This is a genomic window from Caulobacter sp. CCNWLW153, from assembly GCF_036889365.1.
Lineage (GTDB): Bacteria > Pseudomonadota > Alphaproteobacteria > Caulobacterales > Caulobacteraceae > Caulobacter > Caulobacter radicis.
The window spans coordinates 208,957-232,497 of sequence record NZ_JBAKFV010000001.1 but is presented as its reverse complement, the minus strand read 5'-3'; the positions used below and the strand labels follow the sequence as shown (position 1 = coordinate 232,497).

17 protein-coding genes are annotated in these 23,541 nt (G+C 67.0%); 7 read left to right on the top strand and 10 right to left on the bottom strand.

Translation table 11 applies throughout. The features are described 5' to 3' along the window. Positions 1 to 122: 122 nt before the first annotated feature. From V6S85_RS00940 to V6S85_RS00900, 9 genes are all read right to left on the bottom strand, one after another. On the bottom strand, positions 123 to 2,018 hold the full coding sequence (locus V6S85_RS00940) for an alkyl/aryl-sulfatase (protein WP_334347687.1): 1,896 nt from the start codon (positions 2,016 to 2,018) through the stop codon (positions 123 to 125). 55 nt (positions 2,019 to 2,073) lie between these two features. After that, positions 2,074 to 2,958: a formylglycine-generating enzyme family protein gene (locus V6S85_RS00935; protein WP_334347686.1), complete on the bottom strand. Its 885-nt coding sequence runs from the start codon at positions 2,956 to 2,958 to the stop codon at positions 2,074 to 2,076. Between the two features lie 6 nt (positions 2,959 to 2,964). Further along, positions 2,965 to 4,584: a sulfatase-like hydrolase/transferase gene (locus tag V6S85_RS00930; RefSeq protein ID WP_334347685.1), complete on the bottom strand. Its 1,620-nt coding sequence runs from the start codon at positions 4,582 to 4,584 to the stop codon at positions 2,965 to 2,967. A 102-nt stretch (positions 4,585 to 4,686) separates the two neighbouring features. Continuing rightward, positions 4,687 to 7,062, bottom strand: coding sequence for a TonB-dependent receptor (locus V6S85_RS00925; protein ID WP_334347684.1), 2,376 nt, complete (start codon positions 7,060 to 7,062; stop codon positions 4,687 to 4,689). 252 nt (positions 7,063 to 7,314) lie between these two features. Continuing rightward, on the bottom strand, positions 7,315 to 8,226 hold the full coding sequence (locus V6S85_RS00920; RefSeq protein WP_334347683.1) for a LysR family transcriptional regulator: 912 nt from the start codon (positions 8,224 to 8,226) through the stop codon (positions 7,315 to 7,317). A gap of 40 nt (positions 8,227 to 8,266) precedes the next feature. After that, entirely contained in the window at positions 8,267 to 9,448 is a 1,182-nt protein-coding gene (locus V6S85_RS00915) for a serine hydrolase domain-containing protein (RefSeq protein WP_334347682.1), read from the bottom strand. Between the two features lie 871 nt (positions 9,449 to 10,319). Beyond that, the gene (locus V6S85_RS00910) at positions 10,320 to 12,554 is read right to left on the bottom strand and encodes a TonB-dependent receptor (protein WP_334347681.1); all 2,235 of its coding nucleotides are present in this window, start codon (positions 12,552 to 12,554) and stop codon (positions 10,320 to 10,322) included. Positions 12,555 to 12,739: 185 nt separating this feature from the next. Further along, entirely contained in the window at positions 12,740 to 13,996 is a 1,257-nt protein-coding gene (locus V6S85_RS00905; RefSeq protein ID WP_334347680.1) for a gallate dioxygenase, read from the bottom strand. Between the two features lie 10 nt (positions 13,997 to 14,006). Continuing rightward, positions 14,007 to 15,698 (bottom strand): tannase/feruloyl esterase family alpha/beta hydrolase, encoded by a 1,692-nt coding sequence (locus V6S85_RS00900; protein WP_334347679.1) that lies wholly within the window; start codon positions 15,696 to 15,698, stop codon positions 14,007 to 14,009. Between the two features lie 482 nt (positions 15,699 to 16,180). Here V6S85_RS00900 and V6S85_RS00895 point away from each other — a divergent pair, with 482 nt between their 5' ends. Genes V6S85_RS00895 through V6S85_RS00865 form a run of 7 tightly spaced genes read left to right on the top strand, consistent with a single transcriptional unit; the run spans position 16,181 to position 22,102 of the window. Next, entirely contained in the window at positions 16,181 to 16,867 is a 687-nt protein-coding gene (locus tag V6S85_RS00895; protein ID WP_334347678.1) for a 4-carboxy-4-hydroxy-2-oxoadipate aldolase/oxaloacetate decarboxylase, read from the top strand. 2 nt (positions 16,868 to 16,869) lie between these two features. Beyond that, a complete protein-coding gene (locus V6S85_RS00890; RefSeq protein WP_334347677.1) occupies positions 16,870 to 17,955 on the top strand; it encodes a 4-oxalomesaconate tautomerase in 1,086 nt (361 codons plus the stop codon). Beyond that, complete coding sequence (locus V6S85_RS00885) at positions 17,952 to 18,842, top strand: NAD(P)-dependent oxidoreductase (RefSeq protein ID WP_334347676.1); 891 nt, start codon at positions 17,952 to 17,954, stop codon at positions 18,840 to 18,842. The genes V6S85_RS00890 and V6S85_RS00885 overlap by 4 nt, the downstream gene beginning before the upstream one ends. Then, complete coding sequence (locus V6S85_RS00880; protein ID WP_334347675.1) at positions 18,842 to 19,792, top strand: LysR substrate-binding domain-containing protein; 951 nt, start codon at positions 18,842 to 18,844, stop codon at positions 19,790 to 19,792. Before V6S85_RS00885 ends, V6S85_RS00880 begins: the two co-directional genes overlap by 1 nt. 41 nt (positions 19,793 to 19,833) lie before the next feature. Then, positions 19,834 to 21,123: an MFS transporter gene (locus tag V6S85_RS00875; RefSeq protein WP_334347674.1), complete on the top strand. Its 1,290-nt coding sequence runs from the start codon at positions 19,834 to 19,836 to the stop codon at positions 21,121 to 21,123. Positions 21,124 to 21,157: 34 nt separating this feature from the next. Continuing rightward, complete coding sequence (locus V6S85_RS00870) at positions 21,158 to 21,589, top strand: hypothetical protein (protein ID WP_334347673.1); 432 nt, start codon at positions 21,158 to 21,160, stop codon at positions 21,587 to 21,589. Positions 21,590 to 21,595: 6 nt separating this feature from the next. After that, complete coding sequence (locus V6S85_RS00865; RefSeq protein ID WP_334347672.1) at positions 21,596 to 22,102, top strand: alpha/beta hydrolase; 507 nt, start codon at positions 21,596 to 21,598, stop codon at positions 22,100 to 22,102. A 94-nt stretch (positions 22,103 to 22,196) separates the two neighbouring features. Here V6S85_RS00865 and V6S85_RS00860 read toward each other — a convergent pair whose 3' ends face one another. Next, positions 22,197 to 23,219, bottom strand: coding sequence for an amidohydrolase family protein (locus V6S85_RS00860; RefSeq protein ID WP_334347671.1), 1,023 nt, complete (start codon positions 23,217 to 23,219; stop codon positions 22,197 to 22,199). Between the last annotated feature and the right edge of the window lie 322 nt (positions 23,220 to 23,541).

The following is a 23,541-nucleotide window of genomic DNA, read 5'->3' as shown; positions in this document are numbered from 1 at the left end:
TCGACTAGACGTCATGTCTCTAGCTCGCTGATCTGTGTCAGCGAGCCAGAGCCTTATGAAACGGTCACTTAGCGGCGGCGTGCTAGGCGGAGACATGCCCAGAGCGTCGACGCTGATCTGCGCTATGGGTTGGGCGTGACGGCGGATGAGGTCAGCGGGAAGTTCGCTCGGCCGCGATCGATCCAGCTCAGCAGGCGCGCGAGATCGGGCGAAATCCCGGTCGACGGCGCCGCCCCGCCGAGCGCCACGGCCAGGAAAGCCGGCCGGACCATGCGGACGACGCCCGGATCGGCGACGGCCGCATTTGGGTCCATGGCCTCGTAGGTCAGCACCTGATGGCGCACGCGGACCTTGAAGGCCTCATCGCGGTCGGTGAGCAACAAAGTCAGTTCGGCCTCGCCGTCGCCGACCCGCGCCGGATCCAGCCGCACGGCCAGGAGGTCGAGCAGCAGAGCGGTCGGGGTGTTGCGCAGCATGTCCGGCGGCAGGGTCGCGGCCGGCCCGGACTGCACGCCCCCGCGCAGCTCGGCCGCACCGGAAAGATAGATGTTTCGCCAGATGGCGGACTCCGCCTGGCGGCCCTGCACGTCATAGAGCTTCGCCAGGCGCTCGCGCGCTTCCCGGTCCGTAGGATCGGCCAGGACCAGGCGGTCGAGCAGTTCGACCGCCCAGCGCAGATCGTCCGCCTCGGCTGCCCGCTTCAGCACCGCCGCACGGCCGCCCAGCGCCTCGACATAGCGCCGGGCCGCGTCGGCTCGGTCGAGGGGCGCAAGGTTGGCCGGGTCGCCGTCGTAGAAGCCCATGTAACGCTGGTAGACGGCTCGAGCGTTGAAGCTGACCGTTCCGTAGTAGCCGCGATTGTACCACTCCCTGGCCAGCACCGGCGGCAGGGTCAGGCGATTGGCGATCTCCCCGCCGGTCAGGCCCTGGTTCATCAGCCTGACCGACTGATCGTGCAGGAACTTGTAGGCGTCGCGCTGCTTGGCCAGAAAATCGGCCGCCTCCTCGGCGCCGAAGCGCGGCCAGCCGTGGCCGGTGATGATGATCTTGGTTTGCGGACCATACAGCCGCAGGGATTCCGACAGGCCGTCGGCCCAGGCCTTGGCGTCCCGGACCGGCGCGCCGCGCGGGGTCAGCACGTTGTGCAGCGAGACGTTGGCGTTCTCCGACATGCAAAGCACGCCAAGGTCCGGCAGAAAGAAGTTCATCTCCGCGGGCGCTTCAGTGCCCGGCGTCATCTGAAAGACGAACCGCACGCCGTCCAGGTCGAGCGTCTCTCCAGTGCGGTGGATTTCGCGGTTGGGCGCCACCAGGCCCGTCGCCCCCCTGCTGACCGCAAGGCCGAGGCCCGAGCTCATCTGGCCGTCGAGGCCGACCGGCAGATAGTGGCCAAACTGGAAGGATCCCCGCCGGTTCATGGCCGGACCGGCGATGACGTTCTCGCTGACGGCGTGTTCGAGAAATCCTTCCGGTGCGACGATCGGCGTGCGGCCCGCCTTGATCTCGGCTTCGCCAAGCACGCCGCGCACGCCGCCGAAATGATCCACGTGCGAATGGCTGTAGATCACCGCCGCGACGGGGCGAGCGCCCAGCTTGGCGTTGGCCAGGTCCAGCGCCGCCTTGGCCGTCTCCGCCGACGTCAGGGGATCGACGATGATCCAGCCGGTTCGCCCAGCGATCAGGGTCATGTTGGCCAGGTCGAAACCGCGAACCTGCCAGACGCCCTCGGTCACCTTGTAGAGGCCCGTCCGAGCCAGCAGCTGGGTCTGGCGCCACAGGCTGGGATTGACGCCCACGGGAGCCGGGCCCTTGGCGAAGGCGTAGGCGTCGAGGTCCCAGACCAGTCGGCCGTCTGCGGCCAGGATCTTCGGGTCCTGGCGTGTGGCCACAAAGCCTTGGTCTGCGAAGGCGAAGTCGCGCCGATCGGCGGGATCGGGGTCTCCACTGGCGGCATGGCCGCCGGTCGACAGGCCGGCGGCCGCAATGAGCGTGCAACAGAGCATGGCGGGGCGGCGCATGTGTTCCTCCGAGGAATGGCCGAGCTTCACCGGCCTTGAGCAGGACGATAGGCGATCAGAGCCGCCGGATGCAGCGAAAGCCGATATGGGAGGTGGAGCTTTCGGCCGTCTGGGCGTGCTTCGCCGCAGGCCTGTAGCGCTGGCAGTAATTGGGCGCGCAGAGATGCGAGCCGCCCTTCAGGGTCAAGGCGACCCCAGCCCCGCCCGCCGCGCCACCGCAGCAGGGCCGGGCTGCGCCCTCTCCGGCGAAGGGCGTCGTGGTCCACTCCCAGACATTGCCGATCATGTCGTAGAGCCCATAGCCGTTGGCTGCGAACGCTCGGACCGGCGAGGTGCGGGCGTGGCCGTCGGTCAGCAGATTCTCGAACGGGAAGGCGCCCTGCCAGATATTGGCCATAGGCCGGCCAAAAGGCTCAAGCCTGTCGCCCCAAGCATAGGGCGCGCCGTGGAGGCCGCCCCGAGCGGCGAGCTCCCACTCGGCCTCGGTCGGCAGGACCTTGCCGGCCCAGGCCGCATAGGCCTGCGCGTCGGCCAGGCTGACATGGACCACCGGATGATGAGGCCGCTCGGCGGCGGCGACGCCGTCCGCCTGCGGCGTCCGCCAGTGGGCGCCGGACGCATAGCGCCACCAGGCGCCAGGATCGTCCAGCGAAACCGGCTCGTCGGGCGGCGTGAACACCGCCGAGCCGGGAACCAGGCGTTCGGGGTCGGCGTCGGGATAGGCCGCGCGCTCGGGGACCGTCTCGGCCGTGGTCACATGGCCGGTGGCCGCCACGAAGCGGGCGAACTGCTGGTTGGTCACCGGCGTCGCGTCCATCCAGAACGGCCCCACCTCGGCCCAGCGCGCGGGCGCTTCCTCGGGATAGTGCACGTCCGAGCCCATGCGGAAGCGTCCACCAGGCAACCGGCGCATGCCGCTGAAGCTTTCCGTCCGCGCCATGATCGCCTACTGCACCGGGACCTTCGGCGGATAGGCCTTGAAGGTCGCCAGATGAGCCGCGACGGCCTTGGCCAGAACGGGAATCTGGGGCTGCTTCAGCGGCAGCAGGCCGTACTGTTCCTTGGGGTCGATATAGAGGTCGAACAGCCTCATCCCAGACCCGGAGGGCGTGATCGCGCCCTGGAAAGGGCTGAGCGACGGCGAGGTGTCGTCGTGGACCACGTCCTGGCTGCGGTTCAGGAATTTGAACTCTCCCACCCGCACGCCCATGAACACCTGGCCCAGCCAGTAGTACTCCACACGCCGGCGGCTCTCGCCGGCATCGGCCAGCAGAAAGGAAGCCTGGTCGATGCTGTCGATATAGCGATCGCCCGGTACAAGGTCGGCCGCCCCGGCGATTGACAGGCTGGTGGCGAACAGGTCCATCAGGTCGAACAGGCCGTCGGAAACCCTTCCCGCGGCGATCATCCCGTCCCAGTAGGCGATCAGCGGCGTGCGCACCCCGCCCTCGTAGATCGAGCCCTTGGCCGCGCGGAACGGCGTGTAGCCGGTGTCCGGAAAGGTCTCGGCGAACGGGCCGTTGTCGGAGGTCACGATCACCAGGGTGTTCTTGAGTTGGCCGGACTTGCGCAGCGCCTCCATCACCTGGCCCACGCGATGGTCGAGCTCCTCGATGACGTCCTTGTAGGGATACTTTGCGGGCGAGCGGCCAGCGAAGTCGGGATGCGGGTAGTTGTCGTTGTGCGCCCCGCGGGTGGCCAGGTAGAGGAAGAAAGGCTTCTTCGTCGCCGGCGCCGCGTCGATGATCGAGACGGCCCGCTCGGTCAGCTTCTGGTCGACAAGACGGATGCTGTCGAGGTCGATCAGAAAGGCCGGCTTGGCCGCCTCCCCCGCCCGGCCCTCGACGATGGCCATGGTCTCGCCCTCTGAAGCCCAGGCCCGGCGGGCCGGATCGTTGGCGAGGTCCGGATTGCGCCAGGGTTCGCGCCAGCCGGTGTAGTCGTCGGACGAGGTCAGAGTCCCGTAATAGTCGTCGAAGCCCACCGCCTGGGGCTGGGTGGAGGGCGCAGCCCCAAGATGCCACTTGCCCACTGCGTGGGTGGCGTAGCCGGCCCTGCCCAGCAGGGCGGCCAGGGTGATCTCGCCGCCCAGGCCTTCCCCGGATGCATTCTCGCCCGGCAGGAAGGGCCGCAGCAGCCCGGAGCGCACCGGCAGCCGCCCCGTCAGCAGCGAGGCCCGGGTTGGCGTGCACGACGGTTGCGAATAGGCCGAGGTCAGCCGCAGACCGTTCTGGGCCAGCCGGTCGATATTGGGCGTGCGCGCCCCTACCGCCGCGCCGCCGCCATAGGCGCCGAAATCGCCCCAGCCCACGTCGTCCATCAGGATGACGACGATGTTGGGCTTGCGCCCGACCCGCGCACGCAGGGCCTCCAGCCTGCGCTGGGCCTCGGCCGCCTGAGCGGGGCGCTCGATCGCCGGCTCGCGAGAGGCGCTGCTCCGGACCGCCTGGGCCAGAAACGGATCTGAAGGTCCGTTGGGCAAGGTTTCGGCTGCGCCCGCGCCCGACGCGGCAAGCAAGGCCGCAGCCATGGCCAGGCTGGAAATCTGGGTCTTGAACTTACGCATGATGCAACCTTCCGATCGACGCGATTGCGTCACGGTGAGGACGTGTGGACTAGGTTTGGGGGCCATAGCCGAACGACATGGCCCCCGCGCCTGCCGCCTGGCCTAGAACTTGGCGGCGACCTTCACGCCGACGGTGCGGGGCGCGCCGGCATAGCCTCGCAACAGAGAAGCGCCGGTGACCGCGTCATTGCCGCCGAAGTTCGAGGCCAGCGGCTGGGCGTATTTCATCACCCAGAAGCGTTCATCGGCGATGTTGTTGATGTAGGCGGTCAACGTCCAGCGATCGTCGGGCGTGGTCAGGCTGGCGCGGAGATTGGCCACCACGTGCGACTTGACGATCCCTTGGGGGTTGTCGTCGACGGTGCTGTAGAACCGGCCAACATAGCTGACGTCTGGGCGCAGCGAGACCACGTAGCCGCCGGCGAACGGCGAGGTCTTGTATTCCAGCCCGAAATTGCCTTGCCACTTGGGCGACTGGCTATTTGGACGGCCGGTCAGGTCCTGGACAAGCGGGTTGCCGCCAACCGTCGCCTGATAGCCGGCGCAGGAATTGGCCACCGTGGCCGAGCAGCCCGGCAAGCCCGGCGCGGTCGGATTGGAGCGATAGTAGGAGTCGAGGTAAGCCAGGCCAAGATCGAAGCGGACATGCTCGTCTGGACGGTACTGTACGCTGAGCTCGAAGCCCTGCGAGCGGATGTCGCCAGCGTTGCGCACCGTGAAGAACGTGCCGTTGTACGATCGCTGCTGGAAGTCGTAGATATTCATCACGTACACGTCAGCGTTGATCTGCAAGCGCCGGTCGAGGAGCTCGCTTTTCACGCCGACCTCCCAGTTGTCCGAGGTCTCGGGCGCGAACGCTCTAGCCGCGGCGTTCAAGACCGTGGTGGCCGAGGCCGAATTGGACCCACCGGACTTGTAGCCCGTCGAGTAGCTGGCATAGGCCATGACGTCTTCCTGGGGCCGCCACGACAGGTTGGCGCGCCAGGTCGGCTTGGCGTTCTCCGTGCGAAGATCGCGGGTGGTCTCGGCCGCGCCGAACGAGGCTGCGGTGACATTGGCCACGGATGACGTGTAGGTCCCGGTCTTGCGGTCCTTGGTCTGGCGCGCGCCGAGGGTCAGGGTCAGAGTATCCGCGAGCTTGTAGTCGGCCTGGGCATAGGCGGCATAGCTCCTGCCATTCTGGGTGAACAGGCTGCGGAAGGCGCCTGCCTGGGCGCCCGCAAGGCAGGCCGGCCGCGCCGCGGCCGGCGAGACCACCCGGCACCAGTCCGCGCCGAGATTGACGGCCGTGCGAATGCTGTAGTCTTCCTCGAAATAGTAGAGGCCCGCGACGAAGCTGAGGCGGCCGTCCAGCAGCTTGTCCTGAGGCGAGATCAGCTGCAGTTCATGGCTCTGGCTGGTGCTGTGCAGATCGCCCCGTCGATAGAAGATGTCGAGGGTGGTTCCCAGATTGTCTCCGTCGGTCTGGCCGTTGCGCCAGTCGCGATAGGCGTTGATCAGCCTGGCCTCGAAGCCGTCGGCGAAGTCAAAGCTCAGCTCGCTTGAGACGCCGCTCTGACGATCGTCGAAATTGGCTGAGTCGAGCCGCTGGTTGGTATTGAGGCTTTCCTTGCCGGTCAGGGCGAAGGCGCCGCCGGCCGCGGCGATCCTCGACCTGAAGGCGGCCAGCTGCGCAGCCGGCGCGGTCGCCACGTCCAGGGCGTTGGCCACCACGCCGTCGCCCGTGGTCCGCGCGCCATCAATCCGGCCCAGCCAGGTCAGCGGGGGCGCGATCTCCCATTTTGCGCTCAGGCGCGCGGCGGTGGCCGTCGCGCCGCCATAGGTCTTGCCGTCGAGCGCGTTATGGATCGCGCCGCTGGTCTTGGAGGCCTGCGCCGTACCCCGGATCGCCAGAGCCTTGCCGAGAGGCGCGTTCGCCACCAGCGTGCCCTTGAACGTGTCGAAGCTGGCGGCCTCGAGCGATCCTTCGGCCGATCTTCCGGCGAACGACGGGGCGTTGCTGGTAATCTCGACCGCGCCGACCGTGGCGTTGCGGCCCGAGAGCGTCCCTTGCGGGCCGCGCAGCACCTGGACGCTCTGCACGTCGAGGAAACCGGCGAGGATGGCGCCGGGACGCGGAATGTAGACGCCGTCCATATAGGCTGCGACGTCGGGGTCGATCGCGGAGTTCGAAGCGGTGCCAAAGCCCCGCACGACCAGGGTCACGCCCGCCGCCTGCAGCGGCGTGCGGACGTTGAAGTTAGGTACGGCGTTCTGCAGCTGGGTGATGTTGCCGATGCCGGCCTTCTCCAGCTGGCCGCCCGACAGGGCCACCATCGAGACGGGCACATCCTGGACGTTCTCGGCGCGCTTCTGGGAGGTGACGATCACCGCCTCGATCTCGGCGGCCTGGCTTGTTGTCGCCTCCTGCGCGTTCGCCCCCATCGCGGCTGCGAGCACCATCATCGACAACGAGCCGATCAGTATTCTTCGATCCATGCAGTCCCCCCTCGCACGCCGGCGCTGGACGCTTATGAGCGTTGCTTATATATTGATCCGGCCCTTGAGGATGGACGCTAGGCATTGCAGCTGTGTAGCCGCAATACCGGCAAGCTATGCGAAGGCCATACACAGCAGGCATGGCTGCGCAAAAACGGCGTCACTACTTGCCCGCCACGAGTTTCATAGAATTGCTGGCGGCCAATTGAGAATTTCGCGCTTGTCGCGCGCAGGCCGGGACCGCTCTGCGCTTCAGGGGGCAAGGGTCTCTTGAGGGGGCGAAGGCTCAGCAAGCTCGCGCCGCACCAGACCCGCCAGAACGCCCGCCAGCGGCAAGGCCCAACTGCGGCGGGCGACCAGCAGCCAGCAATCATAGACAGGCGCTGCGTCGAGCTCCAATTCCACGACGCGTCCATCCGCCAGCAAATCCTCGAACAGGAAGCGCGGCGCCAGACCGATGTGGCCGTGGTAGAGGGCGAACTGCCGGATCATCGCGCCGTCGTCGGTCATGAGGGCTTGCAGATTGGCCTGCTGGGCCCTGCTCAACTCCCCCGGGCTAAAATCGCTGGCCAACCGGAACGAGGCGACGGGATGGTCGGCCATCTCGTCAAGCCGCCGCTTGCCGGATCCCTGCAGCGGATGACCTGGCCGCACGACGGCCACGATGCGGTCCTCAAACAGCTTGTGCCGGATCAGGTCGCCGTGCTCGACGGCGTTCTCCGAGAAGGTCAGCACGATATCGTACTGGCCATTGCTGAGGCCTTCGACGATCGCGCGACCGCTGTCCTGGCGCATCTCGAGCTGAAGGTGCGGTTCTGTACGGGCGATCACGGCCGCAAACTGGGGCAGCGGCCTTATCTTGCTGGCCGGCCCGACCCCGACCCTCAAGCGGCCATGCGCCCCTCTGGCCAGACCCTGAAGCTCCTCGGTCAGCGCCGCGATCGAGCCGAGGATTTCCTCGCCCCGTGACGCCAGCAACACCCCGACAGCCGTGGCCCTGGCCCCGGCTTCGGCGCGCTCGAAGAGCCTGAGGCCCAGGCTCGATTCAAGCTGCGCTATGCTGCGACTCAGCGTCGGCTGGGCGATGCGCAGGTTGCGCGCCGCGGCGCTGAAGCTGCCTGCGGAAACGACGGCGACGACGTGTTCCAATTGCCGCAACTGCATGGAGCCTCCGCGCTCTACCAAGGCGTCCGCCGACTAGGTTCTAGAAGCGCTCGGCGATCGCCATGGTCAAGGCTTCGAAGGCCTCGCCGTCACGCAGGTCGGCGGCTTTGGCCTTGGCGGTCTCCTGGCCGGAGGTCGCTCGCGGACGATCGTCGCCATAGGCGGCGAACTGCGCAATGACGAGCCCCTTGTCGGGGACGATCGCGATACGCTGGCCGTAACGTCCGAGCGCGAAGGCGCCCCGGCGACCGCGCCACCAGAAGTCACGATAGCGGAAGCTTTCGCTCAGACTCGGCGGCGCCTTCGACCAATCGGTCACTCGAGGCGACAGATCGCTCCCCGCGCCGCGGCATACGAACTCGCCAAAGCGGGCGGCATCGCGCAGCGTCGAGAAGATCCCTCCTGCCGCGAACGCCGTCCGCGACCGATCGACCAGATAGTAGCCGTCATCGGCGGCCCCCATAGGAGCCCAGACATAAGTGTTGACCAGTTCGGCCAGCGACTTTCTCGAGGCGGCCTCAAGCGCCCATGCCACCGCTTCTGTCGAACCGTTCTGATAGTAGAAGCTCTCGCCGTGAGGCTCGGCGCCCGGCAAGGCCGCCTTCAGAAACTCATGGATCGTTGCTGGCGCGCCGGGCGGAACGGGCGCCAGGCCCGCGGCGGCGAAGAGACCGCGGTCGGGCGGAAGAGCCTTGGGATAGCTCACCGATACGCGCATATCGAGATTTTGCTGCAAGCTCGCCACGCCGAAAGGCGTTGCGGCAAGTTCGGGCACGTAGCGAGCGACGGGTGCGTCCAGATCGATGACGTCCTGAGCCGCCAGCCGGAGCGCTACGACGCCGACCACGGACTTGGACATCGAGGCCCAGTTATGGACCCCATGCGGTTTCATCCCGTCGTAGTAGCGCTCGAAGACCACCTTGCCGTCCTTCAGCACGATAAGCCCGTCGAGTTTCATGGCCTGGCGGTAGGTGTTAAAATTGACCCGCGCGCCGACGGGATAGTCGAAACCGATCGCCTCGACGTCCAGGGATGGGCCCTTGGCAAGCGCAGACGGCGCGGCGCTGTGCAGGAGACCGGTGGTGGGCTGCATTTCGCGGCCATGCTGCAGGCGCCAGCGTATAGCGTCCGGCGAGGGGCCATCGGCCGCCACGGCGGTCGCAAGACTGGCCAGGCTTGCGAGTACGGCCGCCATGGAGCCGACTGACATACGTGGCGACATGCATCCCCCTAAGCTCCGCCTTGCTGGCGGCGCCAAAGACCTTGCCATGCCAATGATCAGCGTGTCCCTCGGGCCCTACATAGCAGAAGCGCATGACCTGATAGCGCTTGCACATGGGAGAGGAAGGTGTGGGCGGGCTCGTAGTAGCCCTCCCACCGGCCCTAGGAAGCAGACCTTTCCCACTCCCCCGAGGAGTCAGGTTTCCCCGTTTGCAGCGCCGACTTCGACGGCGCGGCGGCCGCTGGCAGAAAGCGGACCCTCCGAACGGAAGCGATGAGTCAAAGTGCGACATGAAACCGCCGATCACCACGACCGGGTCGAGATAGTTGGGATGTTCGTGCCCGGCGACGACGATCGCCACATGCATGACGATCCAGGCCACGATCGCATAGCCTAGGGCCACCAGCGTGGCCTCCACGCCCCGTCGCTGGAAGGCTGGCCAGATGAGCGCGAACCCAGCGCCCCACTCCGGCGGCGAAGGCGAACTGGATCATCGTTCCCAGGACATAGGCCCACGGCCCAAGACTGGCTTGGACGGCCTTGCCCAAGATCAGGCCCGTGGCGTTGGCCGGGATGGCGGCGATCGTCAGCAGGTGCTGCGCGCCGACCCAAACCAAAGCCTCGTAGATCCAGATCATCACCCCGCCGACCAAGCCCGCGCTCGCGCCCAGCCCTATCCTTGCGATCAGCGCCTGGGCGCGCGCGGCGACTTTCAAAAGCTTGGATCATGGCCGTCTCCTCGTCTGGATCGCGGCGGGCGCAAGGCCGAACAGCGCGGGCTAAGAGGAAGCCCGGCGCGTGAACGCGCCGGGCCAGTCAAGGCGCCGATGGGGGGGGGCGGCGCATCCTCCTCGGGAGGGATGAGTTTGGATCAGTAGCGAATGCCGATCCGCACCCCGTACATGCGCGGTTCGCTGATCGCGACCGAGGCGGCGTTGACGACCGTGGCCGAGTAGCTGCCTGGCGAGTTGATCATTTGCAGATCGTTTTCGAGGTTCTTGACGAAGCCGCTCAGCGTGAAGCGGCCGTCGCCGTCGGCATAGGTCAGGGACGCGTCCGTGCGGGTGAAGCTTTCCTGCTTAAACTGCTTGGCGTTGACGAAGTCGCTGGTCAGGTAGCCGCTCGAATATTTCGAAGCCACGCGTCCGGTGATCGAGCCGCCGCTGGCCAGTTCCCAGACGTGGGAGTAGGCGCCGGTCAGAGCCACCTTCGGCGTCTTGTCGAGACGATAGTCCGACCAGTCGACGTTCTGCAGGATCCCCGCCAGGAAGTGCTTGTATTCCGACTTCATGAAGGTCGCGGCCAGGTCGATCGAGTCGTTCGGCGTCGGTTTGAACTTGGCCTCGGTCTCCACCCCGCAGATCGTCACCGGCACGGCGCGGGTGTAGATCACGGTGGTGCCCGAGAAGTTGATCCGGCTGGAGACCTGCGCCTTCGTGTAGTCGTAGTAGAAGGCCGTGGTGTTGATCTGCAGGTTCGACATCGGCCGTCCCTTATAGCCGACTTCGTAGGCGGTCAGACTTTCGGGATTGTAGGTGCCGACCTTGCCGGTGGTCGGTTCGAAGTCGTTGAAACCGCCAGCCTTGTAGCCCGAGGCCGCCGAGGCAAAGACCATCTGGCCTTCAGCGATCTGATAGTCGGCCGCCAGGCGGTAGGTGGTCTTCTTGGCGCTCTGATAACCGTTATTGACCGTGCCGACGCAGTCGTCGGGCGCGACGCACACCCCGCCTTGCGGGTTCTTCCAGGGACCGGGGCCGGCGGCGAAGGTGCCTTGGCGATTTACCTCGTCGGACGAGCGGCGGACGCCAGCGGTCACGTTGAAGCGGTCATTGACGTGGAACGTGCCCTGAGCGAACGCGCCCTTGGACGTGTGGACGGTGTTGTTCAGCGGGTCAATGCCGTTGCTGCTGCCGGCCAGGGTCGGATTAGTCACGCGGGCCGACCAATTATGGTCGCTCTCGTGGATATCTTCCTTGGTGTAGTTGGCGCCGACGACCCAATCGAAACGACCGGGCTCGGCGTTGGACACGCGCGCTTCGTGCGAGTCGGTCTTCACGTGGCCGCGATACTGGCGCCAGGCATAGGTGCCGATCGCCGGCGGGGGACCCGTGTAATTGCCCAACGGATCGTTGGTCGAGGACGTGCGGTCATTGGCCGAGAACCGGTGCTGGGCGCCGATATAGTCGAGCGCCACGCCGTTGAAGGCGGTCTTGAACTCGACGTTGTAGTTGTGGAAGTCCTCGTTGGTCTTGCTGCCGAACGGGTTTCCGAAGACGTGTCGCGCGTCCTGGCTCGATTTGGTGACAAGGTAGTTGTACGGGATCCCGGCCGGGCCGACGCTGCCGACATGGCCGAACGTCGTGGAGACCAACAGGCTGGTGTCCTCATTGAACTTGGCCAGGCCCGACAGGCGCGCCGAGATGTCGTCCTGGTCGTTGCGGGCCGGCGAGCCGTCAGCCGGATAGACATAGCCGTCGCGCTTGTTGGTGTTGACCGCCGCGCGGAAGGCCAGCTTCTCGCCGACGGGCAGGTTCACGAACGCATCGGCGCGGCGGGTGTTGTAGTTGCCGTATTCGACATTGGCCGCGGCTTCGAAATGGTCCTTGGGCTTGACGGTGATGACGTTGATGGCGCCGCCAGTGCTGCTCTTGCCGTAGAGCGTGCCTTGCGGGCCGCGCAGGACCTCAACGCGCTCAACGTCGAAGAACGACAGGCCCTGGATCGCCGGACGACCGATGGCCACGCCGTCGACGTTGAACGAAATCCCCTGCTCGCCCTTGCTGGTGGTGTCGGTGGTGGTGACGCCGCGGATGTTGGTGTTCACGCCAAAACCGTCACGGCCGATGTTCACCGACGGGGCCAGGTTCTGCAGGTCCGAAACGCTGACCACGCCCTGGGCTTTCAGGTTCTCGCCGTTGTAGGCGGTCAGGGCGATGGGCGTCTTGGACGCCAGCTCGGTCTTCTTCTGCGCCGTGACAATCACTTCTTCGATCGTGGTGGTCGGAGCGGCGGCGGCCTTCTCCTGGGCGTAGGCTTGGGAAGCCAGGCCGACCGGCGCCAAGGCCGAGGTCAGCAGGGCCAATTTCAAGGCCAGGTGTCGAGTCAAAGTTCCCTCCTTGGTCGTCGAGACAGGGCGGCCGTCTCGTGAGACGCCGTCCCGAGGGACGGCGCTCTTGGGCCGCTTGAAGCGCTCTTGCTGAGCTGTTGTCTTGGCTAACAGGGGGACTGGCCGATGCCGGTATAGATAAAAACCGGGACCTATAACTGAATTGGAATCCGCGGCGGGGCGGATTACTTGCGCGCGACCGAATAAGTGATCTTGGCGTTCCGCGTGGCCAGGAAAGCGTCCAGTGTCATGCCTTTCATGGCCGCGTAGATCTGAGGATTGGGCACGCCGACCACCGCGCCAAGCTTTTCGAGCACGAAGAAGATCGCGCCGTAGCGGATGAGGCCCATCCAGTCGCGCTCGCGGATCAGGTCGCGTTCTTCTGACGACAGGCCGGCGGCCTCGAAGGCGGCCTCCTGATCGGCCAGGAAGCTTTGGCGCGCCGCCGGTTCGATCAGCCCCTGCAGGAAGCGGTTGATCCCGTAGGCCTTGGCGCTGGTCTCCAGCGTAAAGGGATAGGTGCCTTCCAGCGCCTCGACGCCCTCCAGCTGGTGGGTCGCGGCTTTTCGCACAGCTTCGGCTTCAGAGGCAGCGGTATCCTTGCCCAGGTCTTCGTAGAGCACTGTGGCGATCGCGGTCATCGACGGCAGATAGTAGGTGCTGTGCCGGCAGGCGATGTCCTTGGATAGCGCCCCGCGCATGATCAGCCACATGATCACCTCGGCGCTTTCGAAGCCGCCCAGCCGCGCGTAGTCGGCATGGGTCATATCGGCGAGGCGATCAGGGTCCTTGACCAACAGATCGAGGAATTCCTCGTCCCAGGCGGTGTTGTTGAACCCGGCCCGCTCGCCGTGGACCTGGTGCGACAGGCCGCCGGTGGCGACCACCACCACCCGCGCGTCCTCCGGCCAGGCGTCGATCGCCTTGCGAAGGGCTTTCCCCAGGTTCAGGCAGCGCCGGGCCGTGGGCGCGGGAAACTGCAGCACGCCGCATTGCAGCGGCACGATCGGGATCGGCCAGCTTTCCTCGCCCGGCGGCGTCAGCAGCGACAGCGGCGACAGACAGCCGTGATCCAGCGCCTTGTGCTGGAACACCGACAGGTCGAAATCCTGGGCCATGATCGCCCGCGTGAGCCAGCGGGCCAGCGGCGCGTGGCCCGGCACGGGCGGCAGATCGCGCGGCCCGCCGCCCTCGTCGGCGACCTCGTAGGCCTCCCCCACCCCCAGCGCGAAGGCCGAGTAGTGGTTGAACGAGAACGACGTGACGTGATCGTTGTAGATCATCACCAGCGCGTCGGGCTTTTTGTCCTCTAGCCAGGTCTTCAGCGGCGCGAAGGCCTCGAAGATCGGCGCCCAGACCGGATCGCCGGAAAGGTCTCGGTCACGCGCATAGCCGATGGTCGGGGTGTGGGAGACACCGATCGCGCCGATGAGTTTGGCCATGAACTTGTCCTTACGGCTTGGCGCTGGAGACGCAGGAAAGACCCGCGCCGTCGACGGTGCAATCGTTGTGGAAGCGCGGCGCCAGCAAGGCGGCCGCGTAGGCGTCGCGCGGTGCCCAGGCCACAGCCGGGGTTTTGGCCACGAAACTCTCGGGTGCATCGATCGACCCAGACCCCACATAGCTGGCCACCTGCGGATAGGCGAAAACCGGGCGCACGCGTGTGGGGGCCGGCGGCGACGCGGCGCCCATCGACGGGGCGCCTGCGGGCGCAGCCCCCGGACCCGCGCCGGCTGGCGGCGGGCCCATCGGACGGCCTCCAGGCGGGGGGCCGAACGCGGGCTGCTCGACATGAGCAGCCATGACGACGTCCGGCGCCGCGCCGCCCTCGACCCAAGCCATCAGCGGCGAGACGATGTCGAACTGATTGAAGCCGTCGCCGCCGGCGCAGTGATAGAGCCCCGGGATCAGGAACAGGCGCATCATCTTGTCGGCCTCCCCCTGCCCCAACGTCTTCACCACCGCGTCGCGGTAGGCGATCGTGCCCAGCGGCGAGATGTGCGGGTCCGACCAGCCGTGCCAGACGATCAGCTTGCCGCCTTTGGCCGAGAACGCCGACAGATCGGTCTCGGTGGCGTCGTAGAGCTTGTGCGCCCAGGAGAGCGCCGCGAACTGCGCGCCGGTGAACTTGAAGTCCGCGAGCGTGTAGCTGGCGGCCGGATTGACGGGCGACAACAGGTATTTCAGTGGTTGCTCGGCCGCGCCGTAGCTCATGGCCCGCTCATCGACCGAGCGCGGTACGAAGACGCCGGTCCACGACAGCTCCGACCCCACCTGCGGTTGGCCGAAAGTGAAGTGGCGGCCCTTCTCGTCTACCGGACCGTCATAGAGCTTGCGGGCGGTGGCGACCTCGGCGGCGGTCAGGCAGGCGTCGGCCGGCTGGCCGTCCTTGCACTGGGCCACGACGGGGTCGAACTTGCAGGCGCGCGGGTCGGCGATCAGGCCGTCCTTGACGCCATCGACCGCGTCGCAGGACGCCACGGCGGCGGTGTGCAGGATCGGCAGGCGCGATGAGATCAGCAACGCCTTGCCGTCCGCCCCTGTGTTCGAGGCCGCCTGCCAGGCGTGGTAGAAACTGTTTTGGACGGTGAAGTAGGTGGCCGGAGCGCCGGCGGCGATCCCATGGAAATCGCCCGGGAAGCGCTGGGCCTCCATTAGCGCCTCGCGCCCGCCGTCCGAACAGCCCGAGAAGTATGAGAACTTCGGCTCGCGGCCGTAGAACTTGGCGATCAGGGCCTTGGAGGCCACCTCCGTCAGATGCACGCCGCGATAGGCGAAGTCGACGCGGGCCTGCGGGTCGGTCCCGAAGACCCCGTCGCCCATGGCCGCCATGCCGCCCTTGCCCTCATGACCCATGTCGGTCGAGGCCAAGGCGATGGCGCCGTCCTTGACCGGCGTGCAGCCATCGGCGTGCTCGGTGCGGATGTTCAGCACGCCGCACAGCCCCCCGCAGCCGACCTGCAGGTAGCGCTGGGTCCAACCATTGGTCGGCAGGCGCAGCTCGAAGCGGATCTTCGGCGCGATGACGCCCTGCACGGCGCAAAACACCTTGTCGCCGCTTCCGGCCATCTGGGCCGAGGTGATGGTGGTCTTGGCGCCGACCACCGCGTCGATATTGGCGCTGGCCAGGGCTTCGCACGACATGACGGGTTTAAGCGCCTCGAGCGCCGCGAGCCCCGTGGGCTGAGCCTGAGCAGCGCCACAGACGGCCAGTGCCAGCGAGAGGAAGACGGCCAAGGCAGGCCTGCGCCCGCCAAGGGCAGACTTGGAATGTGCAGACGCCATCGGATCCTCCCGCCTTGTCCGGCTTAGACCCCATGCCGTTATCAAGCCGGCCGAGCGGCGCAGGTATAACAAATCCGAAGGGGCTATAACGGACTGAGCCGCGCGAGCGCGCCAACGCGCCGGGCGCCGCATTTGGTTATACCTCGTTCCCAAAATGTATACGTGAGCGAGGACGGCCGGTGCTAGCCAGGTCCGGCCACGCCTGACCCCGCGCCATCGCCACCTCGGGTCGTCGTGAAAAGAAACCTATCGGGAGGACGAGGCACGATGTTGATCTTCACGGTCCATGTCCGTGGCCTGGCTACGGCGCCGACGCCTCCCAACCGCCAGGAGCGCCGCCGTTGAACAAGGTCGTCCAGAATCCACCGCGCGCCGACAAGGTCGCCGTCGAAGGGCTGCAGGCTTTTGGCGTGGCCACCGTGCACGAAGCCCAGGGGCGTACGGGCCTGCTGTGTCCCAAACTTCGGCCGATCTGGCCTGGCGCCCACATCGCCGGGACCGCCGTGACCGTCCTGGTCCCGCCGGCCGACAACTGGATGCTGCATGTCGCCGTCGAGCAATGCCAGCCGGGCGACGTCCTGGTGGTGGCGCCGACCTCGGCCTGCGACGCGGGCTATTTCGGGGATCTTCTGGCCACGTCCCTGATGGCGCGCGGCGTGCGTGGCCTGATCATCGACGCGGGCGTGCGCGACATCGCCACCCTCAAGGACATGGGCTTTCCGGTCTGGTCCAGCGCCATCTCCGCCCAAGGCACGGTCAAGGCCACGCTGGGCGGCGTCAATGTTCCGATCGTCTGCGGCGGCGCGCTGGTCCGCCCTGGCGACGTGATCGTGGCCGATGATGACGGCGTGGTGGTGGTCGGGCGCAAATCCGCCGAGACCGTGCGCGCCGCCTCGGCCGCCCGGGAAGCCAATGAGGAAGACAAGCGGGCGAAGCTGGCCAGCGGGATCCTCGGGCTTGATCTCTACAAGATGCGCGAGACGCTGGCCGCGGCTGGCCTCACCTATGTCGAAAGCCAGGACGTCTGAGGATGCAGACCGCCATCCCGTGCCTGATCTTTCGCGGCGGCACGTCCAAGGGACTCTATTTCCACGCCAAGGATCTGCCGGCTGATCCCAAGCTGCGCGATCAGGTGCTGCTGGCGGCCATCGGCTCGCCCGACCCGCGCCAGATCGACGGCATGGGCGGCGCCGACTCCCTGACCAGCAAGGTGGCGATCCTGTCGCCGCCGTCGCGGCCCGATGCGGACATCGACTATCTCTTCCTGCAGGTCTCGGTGGCCGAAGCCTTGGTCTCCGATCGCCAGAACTGCGGCAACATCCTCGCCGGGGTCGGTCCCTACGCGATCGAGACCGGCCTCCTGCCGGCCACGGGTGAGCACACCGACGTGCGCATTTTCATGCGCAACACCGACGGCTTGGCCACCGCGAAGATCCAGAACCCCGGCGGCCGGGTGAACTATGCCGGTGACTGCCGCATCGACGGTGTCCCCGGCGCGTCCGCGCCTATCCCGATCACCTTCGCCGACGTGGCCGGTTCGTCCTGCGGCGCCCTGCTGCCGACCGGCAACGCCATGGATGTGATCGAAGGCGTCGAGGTGACCCTGATCGACAACGGCATGCCCGTCGTGGTCGTCCGCGCCGCTGACCTGGGCGTGCGCGGCGACGAGCCTCCCGCCGAGCTGGAAGCCAACGCCACACTGCGCGCCAAGGTCGAAGCCATTCGCCTCAAGGCCGGCAGGCTGATGAACCTGGGCGATGTGACGAACGCCACCGTGCCCAAGGTCACGCTGGTTTCCCCGCCGACCGCCGGCGGGGCGCTCTCCACCCGGAGCTTCATCCCCCACACCGTCCACAAGGCGATCGGCGTGTTCGGCGCGGTCAGCGTCGCCACGGCCGCCTGCCTGCCAGGTTCCGTGGCCGCCAGCGTCGCGGTCTTGCCGGACACGGGCGGCGAGCTGACCGTCAGCGTCGAGCATCCGACTGGAGAGTTCACCGCCCTGCTGACCCGCTCGCCCGAGGGCGAGGTGGTGTCGGCCGCCCTGCTGCGCACGGCCCGCCTCCTGATGGCCGGCCAGGTCTTCGTCCCCGCCGCCGTCTGGGACGGTCGCCCATGAGCCCGCGCCTGGCCCTGATCGGCTATGGCGAGGTCGGCCAGACCCTGGGTTCGGACCTGGCCGCCGCCGGCTTCACGGACGTCGTCGTCCACGACCGTCTGTTCGACGATCCAGACTCGCCGCCGTCCCGCGCCGCGGCCTCGCGTGGTGCGCGGACCAAGGTCGATATCGAAGAAGCCTGCGCCGACCGCGATCTTGTGATCAGCGCCGTCACCGCCGGCGAGGCGCTGAACGTCGCCCGCGCCGCCGCGCCCTATCTGGGCCTGGCATTCTTCCTCGACCTCAACTCCGTCGCGCCCCAGACCCGCCAGGCGCAGGCCAACACCATCGGCGCCCGCTACGTCGAGGGCGCTGTCATGGCCCCGATCGGACCCAAGCGCCTGAAGACCCCGATCCTGCTGGGCGGGCCGTCGGCGCAGGCCATCGCGCCCCTCCTGGCCGAACTGGGTTTTGCCGCCAGACCCGATAGCTACGAGATTGGCCAGGCCTCGGCCGTGAAGCTGTCGCGCAGCATCTTCGTCAAGGGCCTGGAGGCCATCGTCACCGAAAGCCTGGCCAGCGCCCGCCACTATGGCGTGGAGGATGAGGTCCTGGCTTCCCTCTCCAACACCATTCCCCATCCCGACTGGCCGGGCCTGGCGCGCTATCTGCTGTCGCGTCCCTTGGTGCACGGCCGGCGGCGCAGCGAGGAGATGGTCGAGGCGGTCAAGATGCAGATGGCCGCCGACCTTGACGCGCCGATGACCTTCGCCATGGTCGAAGTGCAGGCGCGGCAAGGTGCCTTGGGCCTGGCGCGGGCCGCCGACGGCGAGGAGGATCTGATCGGCCTGCTCGACCTGATCGCCGAGCGGGTCAAGACCCTGGCCAGCCAGCAGCGAGGCGACTAGTGCAGCGGTTTCTCCAACAGCGCCTGAAGTTCCGGCATCTGCGGGTGATCGACGCGGTTGTCACCCATGAGAGCATTCTGCAAGCCGCCAAGGCCCTGGGCCTTTCCCAGCCCGCTCTGACCAAGAGCTTGCAGGAAGTCGAGGAGATCGTCGGGGCCAGGCTCTTTGATCGCCATGCGCGCGGCGCCGACCCCACGCCGTTCGGCCGCACGGTCGCGGCTTCGGCCCGGCGCCTCCTGGCCGAGATCTCGCGCCTGGAGGACGAGCTGGCCGTGCTGGAAGGCGGCGATGGCGGCCCCGTGATCGTCGGCGCCCTGCCCGTCGCCGCCGCCGGCGTGCTGCCCGGCGCCCTTGCGCGCCTGAAGATCGCCCGGCCGGACATCGAGGTTCGGGTCACCCAAGGCCGCACCGAGGAATTGATCGCCCTGCTGACGCTGCGTGAGATCGACCTGATCATCGGCCAGCTCTATCCGATGCCCGAGGACGACGGCCTGGTGCGCACGCCGTTCTATTCGGAACCGATCTCGGTCTTGGCCCGCCACGATCACCCGATCTTCGCCGCCCATACCGATCCCAAGGCCGCGCTGTGCGCCTATTCCCTAGTGCTGCCGACGGTCTCCCAACGTGTCGGCCGCGAGATCGACGGCCTGCTGGCCGAGATCGGCGTCACACCCAAGCAGCCGTTGCGCTCCAGCTCGGCGGCGATGATCCGCGAAATCCTCTACGCCACCGACAGCATCGCGGTGATGCCGCACATGATGCTGGCCGGCGACCTGCTGCGCGGCGAGATGCGGTTGCTGCCGCTGGAGATCGGCGGACGGCTGCGTCCCGCCGGCCTCATCCGGCGCGGCGACACCGCCCTGCTCCGTAACGCCCAGGCCTTTGTCGACGCCGCGCGCGGCTATGTCGGCGAAATCGAAAGTCGCTTGGCCAAATCGAGCCCGACCTAGCCACGCCGCGACAGAACCCCGAAAGGGGCAAGGAAAGCATCATGGAAACGCGCACGACGCCGGCTCAATCGTCGGGGTCAGGGTCCGAGACGATCGGACGGTATCGGTGGGTGATCGTCAGCCTGCTCTTCGCGGCGATGGTGATCAACTATGTCGACCGCCAGACGATCGGTCTGCTGAAGGCCGATCTCTCCCACGAGTTCGGCTGGAACGAGAAGCACTACGCCGACCTCGTGTTCTACTTCCAACTGGCCTACGCGATCGCGTACCTGGCCTGGGGTCGGATCATGGATCGCATCGGAGCCCGCTGGGGCTTCGGCGTGGCCTTCGCCATCTGGCAGATCGCCCACATCGCCCACGCGGCGGCGGCTGGCTTCACCGGCTTCGTCGCCGCCCGCATGGGCTTAGGCATCGGTGAAGCCGGCGGCTTCCCGGGCGGCATCAAGGCCGTGGCCGAGTGGTTCCCCAAGAAGGAGCGCGCTTTCGCCACAGGCCTGTTCAACGCCGGCACCAACATCGGCGCCATCGTGACCCCACTGGTCGTACCGGGCATCGTGCTGGCCTTCGGCTGGCAGATGGCCTTCATCGTCACCGGCGTCGCGGGCCTGGTCTGGCTGCCGATCTGGCTGCTGGTCTATCGCCGCCCGCGTGAGCAGAAGCGCCTGTCGCCCGCCGAACTAGCCTATATCGAGCAGGATCCGGCCGACCCCCTCGAGAAGATCGGTTGGGCCAAGCTGCTGACCAAGCGCGAGACCTGGGCCTTCGCCCTGGGCAAGTTCCTGATCGACCCGATCTGGTGGATGTTCCTGTTCTGGCTGCCCGACTTCCTGGGCAAGCGCTATGGCCTGGATCTCAAGACCTTCGGCCCGCCGCTGATCGCCATCTATCTGCTGTCGGACGTCGGTTCGGTCGCCGGCGGCTGGCTGTCGTCGACCCTGATGAAGAACGGCGCCAGCATCAACAAGGCCCGCAAGCTGACCATGCTGGTCTGCGCCCTCTTGGCCATGCCCGTGATGTTCGCCGCCAAGGCCGACAGCGTCTGGCTGGCCGTGCTGATCATCGGCATCGCCACCGCCGCCCACCAGGGCTTCTCGGCCAACCTCTACACCCTGCCGTCGGACGTCTTCCCGCGCGGCGCGGTCGGTTCGGTCGTCGGCATCGGCGGCATGCTGGGCGCCTTCGGGGGCATGGCCTTCTCGAAGTACGTCGGCAACGTGCTGGATCAGATCGGCACCTATACGCCGATCTTCGTGGTCGCCGGCAGCGCCTACCTGGTGGCCCTGGCCGCCATCCACATCCTTTCCCCCAAGCTGGCCCCGGCCAGGCTCTAGGGGCGATCCCTTCCTCTCAAATAGGAGCGCTCCCATGCGCCTGACGCCTTGCGTGCTGAGCCTTCTGGTCGGTCTCGGCTGCGCCCCGGCCCTCGCCGTGGCCCAACCCGCGCCTGAACTGGCCGCCAAGCTGGCGGCCATGGGTCGCCGGGTGGACCCGATGGGGACCGCCGCCCTCTACGCGCCCCAGCAGCATCCGGCGGATCCCGCGACGGTGACAGTCCAGCGCGACGTCGCCTGTGGACCTGGCCCCAAGGACACCCTGGACCTCTTCGCGTCCAAGGCCCCGGGCAAGGGCCGGCCGATCCTGATCTTCGTGCACAGCGGGGCCTTCCGCTTCGACGACAAGAGCCATCTGCCCAACGGAAACCTCAGCCCGTTCTACGACAACATCATGAGCTGGGCCGTCGCCAATGGCATGGTCGGCGTCAACATGAACTACCAACTGGCTCCGGCCGCCGTCTGACCGGCCGTGCAGCGCGATCTGGCCACCGTAGTGCGCTGGGCTCGTCAGAACGCGGCCAAATACGGGGCCGATCCGGACAAAATCATCATCTGGGGCCACTCGGCTGGCGCCTCCCACGTCGCCAGCTACCTGGCCCATCCCGAAGCCCACCAGGACCTGGCTGACGGCCAGAAGGCCGTGCGCGCGGCCGTCCTCAGCTCGGGCATCTACGAGATGGGCGGCAAGCCGGACCAGGTCTATTTCGGACCGGCCGCGGGTTTGGCCGAACAGTCGTCGACCGTCGGCCTGGTCGCGTCGCGGGCGGCGCTGATGGTCGCCGGCGCCGAGTTCGATCCGCCCAACATGGTCGCCCAGGCCGACGGCCTCGAGCATGCGCTCACCGCCGCCAAGTATCCGCACGAACGGTTGATCCTGGCCCAGCACGGCCACATGTCTGAGGTCTATACGGTCAATGCCGGAGACCCATCGGTGTACGCCCCCGTGCTGGCCTTCATTCGCCGCCAGACCCACTGACCCTCGCGGCAAAGCTCTCAAAGTCCAGACGCCCAATGAAGAACGCCCGCCTGGATCAGGCGGGCGTTCGCTTTCGGGCTGGGTCGATAACGCCCTAGCGGCCCTGGGCGATCAGGATCTTGTCCAGGCCCGGATACACGCGGCGCGCATTGCCTTCGAACACCTTGTGCTTGTCCTGCGCCGAGATCGCCAAGGCATCGACATAGCGCTTGGTGTCGTCGAAATACTGCCCGGTCTCCGGATCGATCCCGCGCACCGCGCCGACCATCTCAGAGCCGAATAGGATGTTGTCGATGTCGATGACCTTGAACAGCAGGTCGATGCCCGGCTGGTGATAGACGCAAGTGTCAAAGAACACGTTCTTCATCACGTGATCGCGCAGGGCCGGCTTCTTGAGCATGTCGGCCAGGCCCCGATAACGGCCCCAGTGGTAGGGCACCGCCCCACCGCCGTGCGGGATGATGAACCGCAGGTCCGGGAAGTCCTTGAAGAGGTCGCCTTCCAGGAACTGCATGAAGGCGGTGGTGTCGGCGTTGATGTAGTGCGCGCCGGTAGCGTGGAAATTGTGGTTGCACGAGCCGGAGACGTGGATCATCGCCGGGACATCCAGCTCGACCATCTTCTCGAAGAACGGATACCAGGCCCGGTCGGTCAGTGGCGGGCTGGTCCAGTGGCCGCCGGACGGATCGGGATTGAGGTTGCAGCCCACAAAGCCCAACTCCCCTACGCAGCGCTCCAGCTCGGCGATCGAATGGGCGATCGACACGCCCGGCGACTGCGGCAGTTGGCAGACACCGATGAAGGTTTGCGGATAGAGGTCGACGACGCGCTTGATCAGGTCGTTGCAGCGCCGGGTCCAGGCCTGGCTGACTGCCTCGTCGCCGACGTGGTGGGCCATGGTCGAGGCGCGCGGCGAGAAGATCGTCATGTCGGCGCCGCGTTCGCGCAGCAAACGCAGCTGGTTGTTCTCGATGGTCTCGCGAATCTCGTCATCAGTGATCTCGGGATAGGCCGGATCGATATCGCCACCGACCTTGAACGCCGAGGTCTGGGCCTGTCGCCAGGCGTCGTGCGCGGCGGGCGCTGTCGTATAGTGGCCGTGGCAATCGATAATCACGTGAACTGTACCTTCCGCAGCGTTCGAAGCGGTCGCGCGGCGCCGGGTGGCGTGCCCCCAGCATCCTCGACCGTGGCCTTCGGCTTAACAAACTCGCGTGCGGGCCCGGTATAAGAAAACAGGCCCCCCTATAACCGCCCGGCCACGCCAATCTCAGGATTGCCCCGAGAAGATTCAGCGTCTTCGCCTACAAGTGTTCGAACCTATCCGTACATTGACTGCAAATGTCGAAGCGGGAGGTTCGCGGCAAGGTCGCCTTGGCGCCGGCGGCGGTTCTGGAATAGGCCCAGGGACGGCGCGCCTGCTCGCCAGCGAGGGCGCG

Excerpts from the sequence above, each read along its gene's own strand:
- V6S85_RS00920 (WP_334347683.1), bottom strand. The coding sequence starts at position 8,226 with ATGCAGTTGCGGCAATTGGAACACGTCGTCGCCGTCGTTTCCGCAGGC.
- V6S85_RS00940 (WP_334347687.1), bottom strand. The coding sequence starts at position 2,018 with ATGCGCCGCCCCGCCATGCTCTGTTGCACGCTCATTGCGGCCGCCGGC.
- V6S85_RS00935 (WP_334347686.1), bottom strand. The coding sequence starts at position 2,958 with ATGGCGCGGACGGAAAGCTTCAGCGGCATGCGCCGGTTGCCTGGTGGA.
- V6S85_RS00900 (WP_334347679.1), bottom strand. The coding sequence starts at position 15,698 with ATGTCGTGCGAAGCCCTGGCCAGCGCCAATATCGACGCGGTGGTCGGC.
- V6S85_RS00875 (WP_334347674.1), top strand. The coding sequence starts at position 19,834 with ATGGAAACGCGCACGACGCCGGCTCAATCGTCGGGGTCAGGGTCCGAG.
- V6S85_RS00905 (WP_334347680.1), bottom strand. The coding sequence starts at position 13,996 with ATGGCCAAACTCATCGGCGCGATCGGTGTCTCCCACACCCCGACCATC.
- V6S85_RS00870 (WP_334347673.1), top strand. The coding sequence starts at position 21,158 with ATGCGCCTGACGCCTTGCGTGCTGAGCCTTCTGGTCGGTCTCGGCTGC.
- V6S85_RS00915 (WP_334347682.1), bottom strand. The coding sequence starts at position 9,448 with ATGTCGCCACGTATGTCAGTCGGCTCCATGGCGGCCGTACTCGCAAGC.
- V6S85_RS00890 (WP_334347677.1), top strand. The coding sequence starts at position 16,870 with ATGCAGACCGCCATCCCGTGCCTGATCTTTCGCGGCGGCACGTCCAAG.
- V6S85_RS00925 (WP_334347684.1), bottom strand. The coding sequence starts at position 7,062 with ATGGATCGAAGAATACTGATCGGCTCGTTGTCGATGATGGTGCTCGCA.
- V6S85_RS00930 (WP_334347685.1), bottom strand. The coding sequence starts at position 4,584 with ATGCGTAAGTTCAAGACCCAGATTTCCAGCCTGGCCATGGCTGCGGCC.
- V6S85_RS00885 (WP_334347676.1), top strand. The coding sequence starts at position 17,952 with ATGAGCCCGCGCCTGGCCCTGATCGGCTATGGCGAGGTCGGCCAGACC.